At 74.0% G+C, this 17426-nt stretch carries 12 protein-coding genes and 5 tRNA genes; 9 read left to right on the forward strand and 8 right to left on the reverse strand.

Features of this window, described 5'->3' with window-relative positions; all coding sequences use genetic code 11:
• Nucleotides 1-118 precede the first annotated feature (118 nt).
• Nucleotides 119-982 (forward strand): hypothetical protein, encoded by an 864-nt coding sequence (locus tag ACGFIW_RS03535; RefSeq protein ID WP_393311231.1) that lies wholly within the window; start codon nucleotides 119-121, stop codon nucleotides 980-982.
• Nucleotides 983-1028: 46 nt separating this feature from the next.
• Here the strand turns inward: ACGFIW_RS03535 and ACGFIW_RS03540 are convergent, their stop codons facing one another.
• The 3 genes from ACGFIW_RS03540 to ACGFIW_RS03550 all read right to left on the reverse strand — a co-directional run bounded on the left by ACGFIW_RS03540 (nucleotide 1029) and on the right by ACGFIW_RS03550 (nucleotide 5486).
• On the reverse strand, nucleotides 1029-3959 hold the full coding sequence (locus ACGFIW_RS03540) for a M36 family metallopeptidase (RefSeq protein WP_393310735.1): 2931 nt from the start codon (nucleotides 3957-3959) through the stop codon (nucleotides 1029-1031).
• A 263-nt stretch (nucleotides 3960-4222) separates the two neighbouring features.
• Nucleotides 4223-4804, reverse strand: coding sequence for a TIGR03086 family metal-binding protein (locus ACGFIW_RS03545; protein ID WP_393310736.1), 582 nt, complete (start codon nucleotides 4802-4804; stop codon nucleotides 4223-4225).
• Between the two features lie 79 nt (nucleotides 4805-4883).
• Nucleotides 4884-5486 (reverse strand): TetR/AcrR family transcriptional regulator, encoded by a 603-nt coding sequence (locus ACGFIW_RS03550; RefSeq protein WP_393310737.1) that lies wholly within the window; start codon nucleotides 5484-5486, stop codon nucleotides 4884-4886.
• A 399-nt stretch (nucleotides 5487-5885) separates the two neighbouring features.
• On the opposite strand from ACGFIW_RS03550, the gene ACGFIW_RS03555 reads away from it, so the two are divergent.
• The 6 genes from ACGFIW_RS03555 (at nucleotide 5886) to ACGFIW_RS03580 (ending at nucleotide 9089) form a co-directional block, all read left to right on the forward strand.
• Nucleotides 5886-5958, forward strand: a tRNA-Gly gene (locus tag ACGFIW_RS03555).
• A gap of 34 nt (nucleotides 5959-5992) precedes the next feature.
• Nucleotides 5993-6063 (forward strand) — tRNA-Cys (locus ACGFIW_RS03560).
• 13 nt (nucleotides 6064-6076) lie between these two features.
• Nucleotides 6077-6148, forward strand: a tRNA-Val gene (locus ACGFIW_RS03565).
• A 200-nt stretch (nucleotides 6149-6348) separates the two neighbouring features.
• Entirely contained in the window at nucleotides 6349-6930 is a 582-nt protein-coding gene (locus tag ACGFIW_RS03570; RefSeq protein ID WP_393310738.1) for a TetR/AcrR family transcriptional regulator, read from the forward strand.
• Nucleotides 6931-7008: 78 nt separating this feature from the next.
• Nucleotides 7009-8118: a Gfo/Idh/MocA family oxidoreductase gene (locus tag ACGFIW_RS03575; protein ID WP_393310739.1), complete on the forward strand. Its 1110-nt coding sequence runs from the start codon at nucleotides 7009-7011 to the stop codon at nucleotides 8116-8118.
• A gap of 14 nt (nucleotides 8119-8132) precedes the next feature.
• Nucleotides 8133-9089: an NADP-dependent oxidoreductase gene (locus ACGFIW_RS03580; protein WP_393310740.1), complete on the forward strand. Its 957-nt coding sequence runs from the start codon at nucleotides 8133-8135 to the stop codon at nucleotides 9087-9089.
• A 78-nt stretch (nucleotides 9090-9167) separates the two neighbouring features.
• On the opposite strand, the gene ACGFIW_RS03585 is transcribed toward ACGFIW_RS03580, so the two are convergent.
• A complete protein-coding gene (locus ACGFIW_RS03585; protein WP_357070106.1) occupies nucleotides 9168-9410 on the reverse strand; it encodes a DUF6458 family protein in 243 nt (80 codons plus the stop codon).
• A gap of 147 nt (nucleotides 9411-9557) precedes the next feature.
• On the opposite strand from ACGFIW_RS03585, the gene ACGFIW_RS03590 reads away from it, so the two are divergent.
• A tRNA-Gly gene (locus ACGFIW_RS03590) sits at nucleotides 9558-9630 on the forward strand.
• Between the two features lie 26 nt (nucleotides 9631-9656).
• Nucleotides 9657-9731: transfer RNA gene (locus tag ACGFIW_RS03595), tRNA-Val, on the forward strand.
• A 61-nt stretch (nucleotides 9732-9792) separates the two neighbouring features.
• On the opposite strand, the gene ACGFIW_RS03600 is transcribed toward ACGFIW_RS03595, so the two are convergent.
• From ACGFIW_RS03600 to ACGFIW_RS03615, 4 genes are read right to left on the reverse strand one after another with little or no spacing between them, the layout of a single operon-like run.
• Entirely contained in the window at nucleotides 9793-12552 is a 2760-nt protein-coding gene (locus tag ACGFIW_RS03600) for an FtsX-like permease family protein (protein WP_393310741.1), read from the reverse strand.
• A complete protein-coding gene (locus tag ACGFIW_RS03605; RefSeq protein ID WP_393310742.1) occupies nucleotides 12549-15713 on the reverse strand; it encodes a permease in 3165 nt (1054 codons plus the stop codon). Before ACGFIW_RS03605 ends, ACGFIW_RS03600 begins: the two co-directional genes overlap by 4 nt.
• A 7-nt stretch (nucleotides 15714-15720) precedes the next feature.
• Nucleotides 15721-16443, reverse strand: a complete 723-nt coding sequence (locus ACGFIW_RS03610; RefSeq protein WP_393310743.1) for an ABC transporter ATP-binding protein — start codon at nucleotides 16441-16443, stop codon at nucleotides 15721-15723.
• Nucleotides 16440-17372: an ABC transporter ATP-binding protein gene (locus ACGFIW_RS03615; protein WP_393310744.1), complete on the reverse strand. Its 933-nt coding sequence runs from the start codon at nucleotides 17370-17372 to the stop codon at nucleotides 16440-16442. Before ACGFIW_RS03615 ends, ACGFIW_RS03610 begins: the two co-directional genes overlap by 4 nt.
• Nucleotides 17373-17426 lie beyond the last annotated feature (54 nt).

Raw genomic sequence — 17426 nt, forward strand, 5'->3', positions numbered from 1 at the left:
TTCACCACTGTCGGTGAAATCACCACTCGTCCTTGGCGTCCGGTGCGAAGACACCCCTCTGTCCGACCCGCCCGCTTCCTCCTAGCGTTTTGCGCAGGAGACGAGAAGAGGCGAGGTGATGGTGATCGTGTGGCGGTACGCGCTGCGGATCGGGGCGTTGGTTGCCGGCGTGGCCGGGGCGGTGCTGACCCTGGCCGCGCCGGCACAGGCGGCCTTCGCCACCGAGATGAGCGGCCTGCCGGCCCGGTTCACCGCAGGTGACCAGGTGCGGACGATCTCGGCGGTGGTCTCGCAGACGGATCGGCGCGGCGGGTGCGCGAAGGTGCGCTGGTCGATGGTGCTCAGCGTGCAGGGCCTCCGACTCGACCAGGTGAAGATGGACCGGGTGGAGGAGACCGGCGACTTCCCGCTGGAGATCCAGACCGAGGGCGACGTGGCCCGGCTGACCGACCGGCAGCTCGACCCGGGCACGCTCTGCCCGGGCCGCACCGTCACGGCCCGCTACCGGGTGGCCTTCGCCGACGACGTCACCCAGGGGCGGGTCACCCTCGCCGCCGAGGCGTACGACGCCAACGCGCGCCTGCTGGCCCGACAGACCGCCACCCGCTCGGTGGTGGGGGCGGGTGGCACCCCGACCGGTACGCCGAAGCCGACAGCGACGCCGTCACGGCCCAGTGACCCGCCGAGTGAGCCGGCCGAGGATGAGAGCACGACGGCCGAGGAGCCGGTCGGGGACTACCCGGCCGACGCCGCGCCACCGGCCGGCCGGCAGGTCGCGCAGTCCGGCGGGTTCGGCATCGTGCAGGCCGCGTTCCTGCTCGGCGCGCTGCTGCTCTTCCTCGGGATGGGCCTGCTGCTGCGGCTGCGACACCTGACCCGGCCCGCGTCCGACGAGGGCGAGAGCGAGGGCGAGGACCCGACGGTGGACCGTCGCTGGGAACGGCCGGCCCCGGCCGACCGCTGGCGACCGGCCCGCCGCTGATCGGGGGCTGAGGGGGCCGGCGGGTGGTCCGCCGGCCCCCTCGGCGTCACTGCGAGAACGCCTGGAACTCGGCGATCCTGACCTGCGTCCGGGCCGGGCTGGCGGTCGCGCAGTCCGTCGTCGTGGCCGGGTCGTCGTCCTGCTCGCCCGCGTACCGGGGGCCGCCGGTGCACTGGCTCGCCAGCACCTCCAAGCGCAGGTGGGTGGCGAGGGTCGAGGGCACCGCGAACGTCCGCAGGTTGATGTCCCGGCTGTACGACCGGTACGCCCCGCCGGGGAACGCGTCGCCCGCGCTGGTGTAGATCCGCTGCCAGCGGGCCGGGTCCGCGCAGTCGGTGGTGGTCGCGTCGCAGGCGGACACCGCGAACGAACGCAACGCGCTGAGCGCGTTCTGGCTGCCGGTGTCGGCGTCCCCGGTGATCGCCGGACGCAGCATCGCGCTGACGTTGAGCCGTTTGACCGTCTGCGGGGCGTCCCCGGGCAACGCCACGGTGAGCTGCCGACCGGCCACCCCGTCCAGGGAGGCCCAGTTCGTGGCCTCGGTGTCGTCGGCGATCCGGTCCAGGTTGACCCCGTCGCCGGTGACCGTCGCCCCGGACGCCGTGGACGCCAGGTTGCGGCTCATCCGCAGGTCCACGTACCCGTCCTGATCGGCCCTGGCGACCACGCTGAGCCGCTGGTGCCCGAAGCCGGGTGCCACGGCGAGCAGGTCGTACGTGCCGGCCACCAGTTGCACCGTGTCCGGTATCGGCGTGGCCGGGTCGGTGTCCGCGATCGGCGTGGCCCGCGCCTCGTACGCCCCGACGTACACCCGGATCGGCGCGTCGACGCTGTCCCCGCGCGGGCGCAGGGTGAGCGTCGCGTTGCCGCCGCGCGGCGAGGCGAAACTCGGTGTCGGGTCGGTGTCGCCGGCGCCGTTGGTGGCGGCGTCGCGGCCCATCCCGGAGCGGGCGAACTCGGCCCAGATCAGATCCTGGTTGGCGCCGCCGAAGCGGAGCAGGTCGGCGGTGAGCATGTTGTCCCGCATGTCGAGCATGCTGACCTGGCTGGCGGCCTGGAGCAGGAACGAGTCGAAGACCAACTGCGACCAGCGCCGGTTGCCGGGGCACCTGTCGGCGGCGACCTTCCCCTGTGCGCAGTCGAGCTGGCGCTGCGGGGTGCCGAGGCCGTACCGCTTGACCAACGCGGAGCGGACCCGGAAGTTGGTGGCGCCCCAGATCTCCCCGTCGGCGTGCACGGCGGGACCGGCGGTGTTGTAGCCGATGTCGGAGTAGTTGAGCGGGCTGCGGCTCAGGTCGTAGTTGCGGATGCCGCTGACCAGGTTGCCGGTGACGTAGCCGCCGGTGACGAAGGGCGTCTCACCCGGTGCGCGCAGCCCGTTCTGGAAGAGGTATTCGGCGGCGAGCAGGTCGCCCCACGACTCGCCCATCGCGCCGCCCTGGTGGCCGCCGATCCCGCTGTCCGGGCCGGCGATCATCCGGTTGGTGATCGCGTGGGTGTATTCGTGGCCGATCACCGTCATGTCGTAGTCGCCGTCCACACACGGCGGGTACGGGCCACCGGCCTGCGGCTGCCACAGGTACATGTTGGTGGTCGGTGGCAGCCCGTCGCGCCCGGTGCCCTGGTTGGCGTTGTTGCGGTTGCCGGTCAGGGCGCCCTGCTGGGCGCGGCCCTGCTCGGCGTCACCGCCCAGCCCGGCCGGGGTGAGGTTGACCGCCTGGAGGTTCCACGCCGACTCGGTGAAGCCCAACCGGTACGACCAGTCGTGCATCCGGTTGTGCATGGCGAAGAGATTGGCGATCGAGGCGTCCGCGTCGTTGCGCCGGGCGGAGGTGAACACCTCCGGGTTGCACCTCGCCTGGTGCCACTGGTCGGTGAACGGGTATTCGTAGCGGCGGTCCGGGCTGGCGGTGGCCGGGACGACCGGCGTGCCCGCACCCCAGGAGAGCACCGTGTTGGCCGAGTTGCCGCGCGAGGTGAACGTGGGTGTGCCGGTGGCCGCGTCGACGTCCCACGGTTGGCCGGTGGCCGGGTCGCGGAAGGCGGCCTGGCAGCCGGGCGCGGAGTCGCCGCACCAGCGCACCCGGGGGTCCTGCCCGGGGTCGGGGTCGCGGGGCGGGGTGGCCGGGAAGACCGCCCAGCTCGGGTTGTCCGAGTCGAAGTCGACGAGGTCCTCACGGACCAGCACCTGCCCGGTGCCGCCGTCCACGTAGCTGGTGAATGCGGCCGGGTGGTCGGTGTCCGCGCCGATCATCGTCACCTCGTAGGCGGCCCGTGGCCCGTCCAGCGGCGTGGGGACGGCCACCTGCCGGATGGTGTGGCTGGCCACCGCGCCGGCGGTCAGCCCGGCGTCGGCGAGCGCGGCGGCGTACGCCTGCTCGGCGGTGCGGGTGGCCGGCGCGGGCGTGCCGGTGTCGCGGGCCAACGAGGAGCTGACCGAGAGCACCGAGCCGTTGGCGACCGCGAGGGTGACGAGACCGTCCGGACCGGCCGGCAGGTCGCCGAACCGTTGCCGGAGGGTGACCACGGCACCGCTGCCGATCGGCCGTACCAGCACCCGTTCCATGCTGGCCACCGCGTCGGCGTCCATGCCGAACAGGTCGCGGTTGGCCCGCAGGTACGCGCGGGCGGTGGCCTCCGGGTCGGTGGGCAGCCCGGTGGCGAGCGGGGTGCGGCCGGGGCCGAGGGCGTGCGGGGTGCCGAGTCGGTTCCACCGGACGTCGGGGTCGGTGGCGCGGGCCAGACCGCGCTGACGGGCGTCGGGTGCCGCCGTACCGATGCGGTTGTCGGCGTCGGCGGGCTCGTGCCCCTCGCTGAACGGTCCGGACCGGCGCTCGGCCGACGGCGCGCTGCCGGTGGGGGCCGCGGTGCTCACGCCGGTGGGGAGCAACGCGGCGACCGTGGCCGTCGTCGCCAGGACGGCGATGAGCCGGCGTCGACGCCGGCTCATCGGGGGTGACCATTCGGGTCGTGGCACGGGACCTCCTCGTGGGAGCGAGATGGCCGGCGGTCCGCCGGCCGTGCGCGATCACGCATGTGCATCTGTGAATATCAGGCGGCAGGGGTCGCGGCAAGCTCCGGGGCGGATCGCCCGGGCGTCGAGCCCAGCGCGTGGGCGCGGCCCGGCCTGGTCGTCGCGGTCGGTGTGGTCGACGGCACCGCTCTCGACACCGGCGGCGAGCTGGGCCGCCGGCGGGGGCGGGAAGGGCCCCGGTCAGCCGTGCGGCACGCGGCGGGTGGTCAGTCGTCCGGTGTCCAGTCGGGGTCGCGGCCGAAGGCGGCCAGCAGGTGGTCCTGCTCGTCGGCGTCGTCGGGCACCCGTACCCCGGTCCGCACCAGGTTGTTGCGCCGGTAGTCGTCGATCTGGCGGGCGAACCAGCGGGCGGCCACGTGCACCGCGCCCGGGTCCAGGCGCGGTTGCGCCCCGATCGCCACCGCCACGTCCCAGCCGTGGATGAGGTGCTCGGCGAGGAGCTGCTGGAGGTATTCGTCGGCCGGGGTCTCACCGGCGGAGAGATGCACGGCGCGGTCGAGCGTGCCGGGGTGGGTGGCGGCGATCTCGGCCTGCGCGGCCGCCTCCCGCGCCGCCGCGATCGGGTCGGCGCCGAGTTGGTCGCCGTCGAGGCGGTCGCCCACCTCGTCGATGGTCCGGCCCGCGAGCAGCGGGACGCTCCACCGGTCCTCACTCACCACGTGGTTGACAAGCGTGCGGACGTCCCAGTCCGAGCAGGGTGTCGGGTCGGACCACTGGCCGGGCTCGATCTGGTCCACCCGGTCGATGAATTCGGCCAGGCTCCGGCGGTACGCGTCCAGCAGGTCCATGCTGCCGATTGTTCCGGTCGTCGGGGCGGGCCGAGCCGTTTTGCCCGGCCTGGGTGTGCGGGGCCGGTGGCCGGTCGGCTCAGTCCAGGGCGACCGGTTCCAGGCCGAGCTCTCGGGCGGTGACCAGCCGGACCCACTCGCCGAACTGCCGGCGGGAGATCACCCGGTCGTGCACGGCGAGTTGGACGGCGAGCCCGTCCATCACCGCGCTGATCCGCCAGGCGGCGCCGTCCGGGTCGGCGCACTGGAAGGTGCCGTCGGCCACCCCGGCGCAGATCACCGCGGCCAGGTCCTGCCGCCAGCGCAGGTCGAGCCGGCGGGACACCTTCTCCAACTCCGGGGTACGCAGCGACTCGGACCATCCGTCGATCCACATCGACCAGGAGGTTGCCCGCCCGGCCGGTGTGTAGAGCTTGAGGATCCGGCGGAGCTTGGTCAGCGGCGGAGCCGAGGAGCGGGTCACCACGTCCAGTCGGGCCAGATCCTGCTCGACCGCGTACGCGAAGGCCTGCGCGAGCAACCGTTCCTTGGTGGCGAAGTGGTAGAACACCAGCGCCTGACTCACGCCGGCGGCCTGGGCCACGTCGGCCGTCCGGGTGTTGGCCAGACCGCGCTCCACGATCACGTCACAGGCGGTGCGCAGCAGGGCATCCAGGCGGATCTCGGCCGCACGTCTCGTCACGACCGTTACCGTAGCCCATCCGGTTGAACACGAACAGTTACGGCTGTGCCCGGATCCGCGCCGCGAGAGTCGGAAGACGGACAATTCCCCGGGGTGTCGTCAGTCGTTCCTGTGGGTGTGTTCGTCGAGGTCCGCCGGGATGCTGTGACGGGCAAATGCCCTGGTGGGGAGCGTGCGGCGGAACGACGGCCGTCGTTGTTCCGTCGGTGCCCGAGGGTGACGGTCGGCGACCGCCACCGGCACCAGGCCAGCCCCCTAGGAAGCTTGCCCGTGGTGATCTCTCTTTCCTGTTCCGTGGCGCCCCACGAGGAGGGGGCGCGCCGAGGTGACCCCGAGTTGGCAGTCTTTCACCGGCTCGGCTAAAGTTCTCATCCGTCACCCGGGAACGCCGGGGGACGTGCGGACGTAGCGCAGCTGGTAGCGCATCACCTTGCCAAGGTGAGGGTCGCGGGTTCGAATCCCGTCGTCCGCTCGGAGCTGCCGCCACGCATGACGGGGGCAACCTCGGTGGGGTGGCCGAGAGGCGAGGCAACGGCCTGCAAAGCCGTGTACGCGGGTTCAAATCCCGTCCCCACCTCGGCAACAAGCACGGGCGATTGGCGCAGTGGGAGCGCGCTTCCTTGACACGGAAGAGGTCACTGGTTCAAACCCAGTATCGCCCACAGGTTAGACAGGCAGTTCAGCGGCCCGTTACCGGCTTCCGGTGACGGGCCTGCTGCTGTTCGGGCCGCACCGGCCAGCCGATACCGAGGCGGTGCCGGCGCGGCTGCATGGCACGCTTCCCGCGCGACGATGATTCACTCGACCACTGTGATCGGCGATACTTTGTCGATCGTTCCAGATAGTGGGTAGCGTCTCCGGCATGGCACGTACCCGCGAGTTCGACCTCGACGCCGCGGTCAACGCCGCGTTGGACGTGTTCCGCAGGAAGGGCTACGAGGGCACCTCGATGCGCGACCTCGCGGAGGCGACCGGCCTCGGCAGCGGCTCGATCTACGCCGCCTTCGGCAGCAAGGACGGCCTCTACCTCGCGGTGCTCGACCTGTACCGGCAGCGTTACGCCGCACCGATGGTCGACCTGCTGCGCTCCGGCAACGACGCGCGGGAGGTCATCCGTGAGGTGTTCGTCGGCGCGGTCGACGACATCACCGGCGACGGCCGGCACCTCGCCTGCCTCATCGTCGGCGCGTCGATGGAACGGGCACACCAGGACCTGCGGGTCGCCGAGCGGCTCCGCTCCACCACCCAGTCCCTGGAGTCGGCGCTCTACGACCTGCTCGCCGAGGCGCAGTTGCGGGGGCAGGTCACGTCCGATCGCGGTGCCGCCGACCTGGCCGGCTTCCTGGTGACCAGCCTTCAGGGGCTGCGCGTGATGGGTGCCATCAACCCGGACCGGGCGGCGCTGACCCGGTACGCCGAGGTCGCGCTCACCTGCCTGGACTGACGGCCCGACGCGCTGGCGGGTCCATCGGCCAGCCAGTTAGCAATGATCCAATTTCTCATATTATGAGGAGATATAGCCGTGTCCACGATCGGAGTCGGCATCATCGGCGCGAGCACCAGCGGATGGGCCTCCACCGCACATGTGCCCGCCATCGCCGCGACACCCGGATTCGCGCTCCGCGCGGTGAGCACGTCCCGCCCGAGCAGCGCCGAGGCCGCGGCGGCCAGGTACGGCGTGCCCGCGTACCACGACCACCGCGACCTGATCCTCCACCCCGGCGTCGATCTGGTCGTCGTGGCGGTGAAGGTCACCGAGCACTTCAAGCTCATCTCCGCGGCTCTGGACGCGGGCAAGATGGTCTACAGCGAGTGGCCGCTGGGCAATGGCCTGGCCGAGGCCCAGCGGTTGGCAGACCGGGCCGAGAAGGTGGGCGTCCGCACGGTGGTCGGCCTCCAGGGGCGGTACGCCCCCGAGGTCCAGTACGCCCGGGAGTTGATCCGCGACGGGTACGTCGGCAAGGTGCTCGGCACCACGATGGTCGGGTCGGGGATGGTCTGGGGTGGTGCAGTCGCCGACCCCAGCCAGGCGTACTGGTTCGACAACGCCAACGGCGCCACGCCGCTCACCTCGGCCACCCTGCACGCCCTCGACCCGCTGCACTTCGTCCTCGGTGAGTTCGACTCGGTGGCCGCGAACCTCGTGGTCGGCCGCAAACAGGCGACGCTCGCGACGGACGGCAGCGCCATCCCGGTTACCGTGCCGGACCAGGTCTCGGTGATCGGCACCCTCGACGGTGGGGCGGCGGCGTCCATCTTCTATCGAGGCGGGGTGTCCCGGGGGGACAACTTCCGGTGGGAGATCAACGGCAGCGAGGGCGACCTGGTGCTGACCGCTGGCTGGGGCAACATGCAGGTCGCCGAACTCACCCTCGCCGGAGGCCGGGGCGCCGACAGCGTCGTCCAACCACTGGAGGTGCCGGCGTCCTACCTGGACGGCATACCGGCCGAGCTGAGTCGTTCCGTGGCCGGGGGTGTGGCGCGGCTCTACCGGCAGCTCGCCCGGGAGTTGGCCGACGGCACACGGACCGTCCCCGACTTCGCGCATGCCCTCGGCCGGCACCGGCTCATCGACGCGATCGAGCGTGCCTCCGCCACCGGCACGACCCAGTCCCTGGCCCGACCCGCATGACGGGGAGTTCGAGGATGAGAGCGGTCGGACTACTGCGCTACGGCGGGCCGGAGGTGCTGCGGGTGGTCGAGCTTCCGACCCCGCACGCCGGCCCCGGTGAGGTCCGCATCCGGGTCCGCGCGGCGGCGGTCAACCCCGCGGACACCCTGATCCGAGCCGGTATGACGCCGGTACGACTCCGCGGCACCGACCCGCTGCTGCCCGGCCTGGACATCGCCGGCACGATCGACGAGGTGGGCCCCGGGGGCAGTGGTGCTCTCGCCCCGGGTGACCCGGTGATGGCCATGGTCAATCCGACCCGGGCGGCCGGAGGCGGGTACGCCGAGTGGGTCGTGCTTCCGGAAACCTGGGTGGTGCCCGCGCCGGAGGGCGTGTCACCCGCCGAGGCGGCCACGCTGCCGATGAACGGGTTGACAGCCCTGCACGCCCTGGACCAGTTGCGGCTGCCGCCCGGCAGCACCCTCGCGGTGACCGGCGCGGCCGGCGCCGTCGGCGGGTACGCCGTACAGCTCGCCAAGGCCGCCGGTCACCACGTGTTGGCCGACGCGGCGCCCGGTGACGTCGAGCTGGTCGCGGCGCTCGGTGCCGACGTGACGGTGCCCCGAGGCCAGGGTGTCGCGGACCGTTTCCGGGAGCACGCCCCGGAGCGGGTGGATGCCGCCGTCGACGCCGCACTGATCGGCGGCGCGCTGCTGCCCGCGGTCCGCGACGGTGGCGCCGTCGCGTTGCTGCGCGGCGGGCCGGATCCGCTGCTGCTGGCCCAGGCCAGCCAACGGGGGATCAGGATGGTGGCTGCCTACGTGCACGACTACGACGGGCGCCACGACAAACTGGACCTGCTTCGGCAGCTCGCCGAGGAGGGTGCGCTGAGCCTTCGCGTCGCCGGCCGGTTCCCGCCGGAGGAGGCGGCCCGCGCGCATCAGCTCCTGGAAGCCGGAGGGGTACGCGGCCGGTTGGTCATCGAGTTCTGAATCCGTCTGCGGCCGGCCGCCTTCGTCGGGGCGGCCGGCTCGGCAGCGTCTGGGCCGTCGGTGTGGAGAGCGGTCGTGTCACAGTGGCGGGGCGATGTCCCGCCGTTCCTCGACCCGCTGGTATTCGACCGGCTGTTCGGTGGTGGTGACCACCTCGCGGCGGCGACCCCAGATCAGCGTGGTCATGATCAGGCCGAGCACGCCGGCACCCATCAGGATCCAGCCGACCACGTCGAGGTTGATGCCGCCGACGCTCGCGTCCAGTGCGAAGGTGAGGATCGCGCCGAGCGCGATCAGGAAGATGCTGGTGCCGATACCCACGACAGCCTCCTTAGGGGGGTGTGGTGCGCTGTCGAGCCCTTCAGTACCCCGGCGGGGACCAGCGCAACCGCGACCGGACAGGGTGCCGTACCAAGCGATCTTGGCATCGGGTAGAGTTCACCTGTCACCGGCGCTTGTCGGGGACGTGCGGACGTAGCGCAGCTGGTAGCGCATCACCTTGCCAAGGTGAGGGTCGCGGGTTCGAATCCCGTCGTCCGCTCGCGATGCGCCCCACGGGGCCGCCACGGGCGATTGGCGCAGTGGGAGCGCGCTTCCTTGACACGGAAGAGGTCACTGGTTCAAACCCAGTATCGCCCACCATCCACACCGCAGATCTGATGACCCGTTACCGATATCCGGTAACGGGTCTCGGCGTTTCCGCCTACTCGCCGGCGCGGAGCACCTCACTCAGCCGGTCGCGTCGCCGCAGCGCCGACTCGACAGGTACGACCGCGGCGGCCGCCGCCAGCAGTGCCACGCTCACCAGGCCCAGCAGCCACCACGGCAGGACCGCCGTCGGGTCGGCGGCCTGGCCGGTGAGCAGCCGCAGGTCGAGTGGGCCGAGCGTCAGGCGCGCGAGCAGGGCACCGAGGAGCGGGCCGCACACCGCGGTGACCACGACCGGCGGCAGCAGCTCTCCGGCGGCGACCCAGCGGGCGTCGCGTGGCCGCAGGCCGAGGGTCCGCAGCCGGGTCAGCGTCTGCCACCGCTGCGCGGCGCCGGCGGCGGCGGCGAGCGTGAGGCCGAGCAACCCCAGCGCCAGCAGTACCGCGGCGGCCGTCCACGCCAGCCGTAGCAGCCCTGCGGTCAGCGGTGCCACCCGCTGCGCCCGCAGGACGTCCGCGCGCAGTACGACGTCGGCGGCGACGCCGGTGTGCGACACGGCCCGCGCCGCGCCGGGGCCGGTCACCCAGACGGTGTTCGGGACGGCGGGCAGTCCGGCGGCTGCGAGCGCCGTGGCGTCCACGATGACGACGTCGTCGGCGCCGCCGACGGAGGGCGCGGTACCGACGGCGGCGAGACCGATCGCCGGGGCGTCGTCCCGGGACAGCTGCAGCCGCGTGCCGGTCCGCAGATCGCCGTCGCTCAGTCGGACCAGCGCGGGCACGTCCCCGGAGCCAGGACCGGGTGCGGTGAGCCGGGCCAGCGCAGGCGCGTCGGGCAGCGGAGTGCTGGCCAACAGGCGCTGGAACGCGGCGGCGTCCACGACGACCAGGCGTGGGGTGAGCGGTGTCGAATCGGTGGAGACGGGTGCCGAGTCGGTCACCTGCGCGACGACGACCTGTTCTACCCCGGGTGCGGCGGCGACGCGCTCGGCGAGTGCGGGTGTGGCGGCCTCGGTGTCGGCGCCGACGTCGAGGCGGGCGTCCGCGCCGACGGTGCTCCACGCGCCGTCGGCCAGGCCCTGGTTGACTGTGGCGCCGAGGATGAGCGCGAACGACGCGAGCGCAGTGGAGCCGACCAGGACCAGCAGCGGCAGCGCGCGCCCGGTCGTCGTGGCCGCCTGGGCGGCACCGAAGACGGCCAGCGGGCGGCGCGAGCGCAGGGCCTGGCGGAGTGCGAACCGCGCCCCGAGGGGCAGCAGCCGGAGCAGGACGAGCGCGCCGACGAGCGCGCCCAGAGCGGGGGCGCTGACCGGCAGGATCAGGTCGCCGGTCAGCTCGCCGGTGTCGCCGTCGGAGGCGACGGGCAGCAACCCGCGCTGGTGCAGTGTGACGAGGGCGGCGACCGCGGCGATCAGGACAGCGGCCTCCACGGCGGCGCGGCGCAACTGGCCGGTGGCCCGGAGCCAGCGCCGGGCGGCCGGGTTGGCGGGTTGGCGCCGGTCGCGGCTGGCGCGGGCGGCGGCGAGGGTGCCGAACGCCGGCCCGGCGACGACACCGGCCAGGACCACGGGAACCGCCCAGGTCCAGGAGACGCCCGGGGCGACCGTGCGGGCGAGCGCGAGCCCGACGGCGGCGGCCGACAGGGACACGACTGTGGATTCGACTGTCAGTTCCGTACCGAGGTCGGGTAGTGCCGCGCCGCGCTGCCGGGCGGCGCTCAGCACCGGCGTACGGCGGCGGACCAGCAGGTCGGCGGCGAGCAGCAGGACCAGCACGGTGGCGGTCAGCACGCCGGCGAGCAGGACGGCGGCCTGTGCGAAAGCGGCGCTGCTCCGGGCCCGGGCGGCGCGCAGGGTGGTGTCCAACTGCGATTCCCACTTCAGGGACTGGCCGCGGGCAGCCGATGAGCCGGAGGTCGCCTTGAGCTTGACCACCCTGCTGGCGAGCGTCGCGGCGGTGTCCCAGGTGAGCGCGTCGGGGTCGGGAGCGAAGTGGACGGTGCGCCGCAGTTGGCCCTCCGCGACGGCGAGCCGGGCGTCCGGCAACGAATCACGCGACAGCAGGCCGGCGAACCGGGTGGTCCCCACGCCGTCGGCGCCGGGCACGGGGCGTAGCAGCGCCGGGGCGAGTCGCCAGGCCGGGTCGGCGCTGTCCGCGGGTCGGTAGATCCCGCTGATCCGGACGTCCGTGTCGCTACCCTTGCCGTCCGTGACCGGCATCCGATCGCCGGGGCCCAGGCGCAGTGCGGCGGCGGCTGCCTCGGAGAGGCCGACCTGCACCGGCCAGGGCGGTCCGTCGTAGGGGGTCTCGATGTAGTCGTCGGAGACAGGGGAGCCGGGCGCGTTGCCGGCGACCCAGGTCACGGCCGGGCTGCCGAGGTCACCGGCCAGGTAGCTGAGCTGGAAGGTACGCGGCGCGCTGGCGCCGGTGATGGTGAGGATCGGGCCGTTGATGACGGTGACGGGCGGGAGTAACGCGGCGTCCAGGTCGGGCCCGAGCGCGGTTGCCGCCCGGGCGCGCAGGTCGTCGGCCTCCTTGGCGAGGCGGGGCATCCGGACCCGCCCGCCGGTCGGCCCGTCGTCGCGTTCCCAGTCGGCGTGAACGAGGACGTCCGAGTCGTGGCCGGCGCGGCGGACCGTGTCCTGGACGGCGGTGTCGGCGGCGGCGCGGAGCAGCGTCGGCACGGCCCCGGCGAGTAGCGCGGTGGCCGCGATGACGGCGGCGGTGAGCAGCAGCGCTCCGGCGTCGGCACGGCCACGGCCCCGGATGCTGGGCCAGTGCGGCGCCGGCCACCGGCGGGTCAGCCACCGGTTCACGGCGTCACCCGCGGGTGCGCGGCGTCGGCCCGGCGGACCTGGACGGTGACCACCACGGCGACCGCCAGCAGGCAGCCGGCCAGCAGTACGGCGAGCAGTGCGGCCTCGGCCGGCCACGGCCAGTGTGGCTGGGTGGCCGGGACGGGCGCGGCGCCGGTGTCGGAGCGTACGAGCAGGGGGGCGACGACGCGGGTGGCGAGCGCGCCGACGGCCGCGCCCACCGCGAGCAGGGGCAGCAGAACGCCGGTGTGTTGGCCGAGCAGCACGGCCCGGATACCGCGCCGGGACATCCCCAGGCCGCGCAGCCGCGTCACCTCCACGGCGCGGACCTGTAGATCACAGGTGACGTGCAGGACGACGCCGGCGAGCAGCAGCAGGGCCGCGGCCGGGACGAGGAGCCGGAGCGCGCCCGGCAGCCCGGCGCGCAGCGGGCCGCCGGTGAGGCGGGCGGTCTCCGCCTCGCGGGTCGTGACGGTGCCCAGGTACAGGGCGGTGGCCCGCTCGGCGGCACCGGTGGCGGCGGGGTGGCCGACCCACCAGGCGTCGACGGGGAACGTCAGGTCGCCGGTCACGGCGCGTGCGCGCGACAGGGTGTCCAGGTCGGCCAGGACGGCGATGGCGGCGGGGGCGGACGGCACGCTCGGCACGACCTCCTTGACGACGATCGGGACGGGCGTGATGCCGATCGTGACGCTGAGCTTGCTCCCGCTCCCTGCGCCGACCTCGCTGGCGAAGCGGGCGGAGACGGCGACGGGCACCGGGCCGGGGTCCGGGAACGCGGTGGCGACGAGGGTCCGGGCGGCGTCCTCCGCGCCGCCGAGGTCGACGGTCGCGGCCATCCGCAGCGCGGTCCCCGTCGGCGTGGCGGACACCCCGACGGTCTGGTCTCTCACCTTGCTCGGGACCGGCGGCGCGGACGTGGCGGTCCAGTCCGATCCGTCGGCGGACGTCTCCACCGCCCCGGTGGGCGGCACGGTGAGGGTGACGGCTACGTCGACGGGTCGGCCGACCGCGTCGGTGGTGAACGGCAGCGCGACCGCGACGAGGCGCTGCCCGTCGGTCGTCGCGCAGACGGGCAGCAGAAACTCCTGACCGTCGAGCGGTACGGCGGGACCGGTGCAGGACGTGCGGAGGCCGGTGGCGTCCTGCAACAGCAGCCGGGGCGTCACGGCGAGCGGGGTGCCGCCGGCGGCCGTCCCGCGCAGGACGAGCGGGGCGCCGGTCGGAACGGCGAGGCCGGTGACCCGGGTGCGCGGGGCCAGCGTGGCGCCCACGTCGGCCCATCCGCGGTCGCCGTCCAGCCGTCCGCGCAGCAGGGTGTCGGCGCGGGTGGTGTCGACGGCGACCAGGCGCGGCGCGACGCCTGCGTTGCCGAGCCACTGACCGACTGTGGTGCCCCGGTCGAGGACCGGGCTGACGACCCCCGCGGTGGCCGCGCCGACGGTCGCGCCCTCTCCGGCCACCGGCGCCGTGCCGAGGGTGAGTGCCAGGTCGGTGCCGACGGAGAGCGCCGCCTGGTCGCGCTGCGACTGGTGCCACGTGTCGTCGAAGGCGAGGCCGAAGGTGCCGGCCGCGCAGGCCAGTCCGACGAGCAGCCCGGCGGCGACCGCCTGTGGCCGGCGGGCGGCCTCGGCGACCGCCAGCGGAACCGCCAACCCGCGGGCGCGGTACGCCAGCCGGTCGGCGCCGCGAAGGGCGGGCAGTACCACCCGGAGGGCCAGCGCGGCGCCCGCGGTGAGCAGCAGCGCCGGTGCGAGCACCCGGACCGCGTCGGCGCGGGGGCTGGCGGCGGTGGGCTGCGCGTACAGCTGCCACCAGCCGGCGGCGGCGAATGCCGCGAGCAGCACGTCGGCGCCGGATCGGGCCAGCAGTTCGCGGCGGGTGCGCTGGTCGCCGGCCGCCGGGACGGGCCGGATCGCCAGGACGGTGAGGACGGCGGCGAGCACCAGCGCGCCGCCGACGACCGCGAGGACCTGGGCACCGGCGACGGCCGGCCGGACGGTCAGGCCGGCGCCGTCCAGCGGTGGCAGGTGGGTCAGGCCGGCGTGCAGGACCGACGAGGCCGGTATCGCGAGCGCGGCGGCGACGGCGGCGACGAGCCCGGCCTCGATCGTCGCCGTGGCGGCGAGTTGGCGACGGCTGGTGCCCAGGGCGGACCGCAGAGCGGTCTCCTCGGCGCGGATGCCCGTGGTCAGCCGGCCGGCGAGGACGAGTGCCGTCACGGTCAGGACACCGCCGAGGACGGCGATGGCGAGCACGACGGCGGCGGTGACGTGCCGTTGGTCGTCGGCGGCCCGCAGGGTCAGCGGTAGTTCGGAGGAGACCCGTGCGAGCCGGACGCGGTCGCCGAGGGTGCCCGCCAGCCGGCGGTCGGCATCGCGGACGGCTCCGGCGACGGTCTCCAGGTCGTGGCGGTTGGGGCCGGACAGGTCCGGATGGGCGGTGATCTCCATCCGGTCGACTGTGGCACCGGTGCTGACCAGGTCGGCGAGGTCGACGAGGAACGGGCCGTAGGCGTTCACCGGCTGTAGGAAGCGGCCGTCCCGGTAACCGGTGGCGGAGCCGGCCGCGGCCAGCGGGTCGCGGTCCCAGCCGCGCCCCGGCAGCGGGCGCACCACACCGACGACTGTCACGTCGATGGCCGGGACGGGCGCGTGGGCCAGCTCGGCGCCGAGGCGCACCCGGCTACCGGGGGTGAGGCCGAGCAGTTGCGCGGTGGACTCCAGCAGCACCGCGTCGCCCGGGTGCTGTGGCCAGCGCCCGGTGACCAGCTCGCCTCGGGTCGGCAGGTCGTCCATCCCCGACAGGTACGCCTGGGCCGCGACGCTGGTGCCCTTGGTGAGCGTGGGCGGCAGCGCCCGCAGCACTGTCGACGCCCGCGCGGTTGTCGTCGCCGGGAACGGCGCGAGCGCGGAGGTCACCACGGTGCGGGTGTCGGCGGCGACGGACGACGTGTCCGGGCCCTCGACGGTGCCGGTGTAGACGGTCACGTCGACGGCGGTGGGGGCGGCGCGGGCCATGGCGACCTCCAGCGCCCGCTCGGCGGTGCGGGTGATCAGCAGGGTGCAGGTGCCCAGCAGGGTCGCGCCGATCGTGACGACCCCGAGGAGGGCCGCCAGCAACGGCCACTGGGCGCGGGCGCGCCGGCTGAGCAGCCTCATCGTCGCGTCACCCGGCGTCCGGCACGGGCGCGGCCGGCTGCCCGGCGGCCTGTTCGTCGAGGTGCCCGTCGTGGATGCGGATCACCCGGTCGGCCAGGGCCATCATCACCGCGTCGTGCGTCGACACCAGGACGGTGACTCCCTCGGACTCCACGATCCCGCGCAGCAGGGCCATCACCGAGAGGCCGGTCTCGGCGTCCAGTTGCCCGGTGGGCTCGTCGGCGAGCAGGAGCTGGGGCGAGGCGGCCAGCGCGCGGGCGATGGCCACCCGCTGCTGTTGGCCGCCGGACAGCTCGGCCGGCCGCTGCCGGGCGTGGTCGGCCAGGCCGATCAGCTCCAGCAGCAACTCGACCCGCCGCTCGCGCTCGCCGGGGGCGACGCGGGCCATCCGCAGCGGGGCCGCGACGTTCTCCGCGGCCGACAGCACCGGGATCAACCCGAAGCTCTGGAAGACGTACGACACCTTCTCGCGCCGCAGCCGGGACAGGCCGTCCTCGTCGAGCGCGGTGACGTCGGTGCCGTCGACGTGCACGGTGCCGGCGTCCGGGCGGTCCAGACCGCCGATGACGTTGAGCAGGGTGGTCTTGCCCGAGCCGGACCGGCCGACGAGGGCCACCATCGAACCGGCGGCCACGTCGAACGACACACCGCGCAGGGCGTGTACGACTGTCGGCCCGGTGCGGAAGCGCCGGTGGATGCCGCGCACGCGCAGCAGCGGCTCGCCGCTCATTCGCCGCTTCCCGAGTCGGGGTGGATCGTGATGTGGTCGGCTTCCAGGGCCAGCCGGACCCGTCGGGTCAGCGCCAGCGCCTGGCGGAACTCGCGGGGCACCTGGACCCGCCCGGCGCGGTCCATCACGGCGTACTCCTCGGCGATCACGTGCGTGTCACCCTCCGCGTCGGTGGTGGTGCGGCGCAGCACCTCGCTGCTGGTGCGCCCGTCCCGGATCGCGACGGTGCGTTCGACCTGACCGCTGACCTCCGGATCGTGGGTCACCACGACGACGGTGACGCCGTACCGCCGGTTGACGTCCCGCAGGACGCCGAAGACCTCCGCGGACGTGGCGGCGTCCAGCTCACCGGTCGGCTCGTCGGCGAGCAGGACCCGCGGCTGGTTGGCCAGCGCCACCGCGATCGCGACCCGCATCTGTTGCCCTCCGGAGAGTTGCCCGGGGCGCCGGTCGGCGCAGTCGGCGACGCCGAGGCTGTCCAGCAACTCGGCCACGCGCTCCCGGCGCTGCTCCTTCGGGGTACGCGCCGCCGTCATCGGCAGGTCCACCATCTCCCGTGCGGTCAGGTACGGGATCAGGTTGCTGGCCGTCTGCTGCCGGACGAACCCGACGGTGCGCCGCCGGTAGTCCACCCGGTCCGCGCGGGACATCGCCAGCAGGTTCCATTTGTCGACCCGGACCCGCCCGGCGGTGGGGGCGTCGATGCCGGCCAGGATGGAGAGCAGCGTCGACTTGCCCGACCCGGAGGCACCGACGACGGCGACCAGTTCGCCGCTCTGCACGGCCAGGTCCAGCCCCTGCAGGGCCTGCACCTCGATCGAACCCGTCTGGTAGATCCGCACCAGGTTCTCGCAGACGATGAGCGCGTCCCGGCCGAACTCGGGCGCCCGCGCGGATGGCTGCGGCAGGGACAGCGGTGTGCGGGTCATGCCCTTCTCCGTCCGGGTTGTGCCGACGTGGGAGCCAGCCTCGGGTGGCCTGGG

This window comes from Micromonospora sp. NPDC048935 (assembly GCF_043197875.1).
Taxonomy (GTDB): domain Bacteria; phylum Actinomycetota; class Actinomycetes; order Mycobacteriales; family Micromonosporaceae; genus Micromonospora.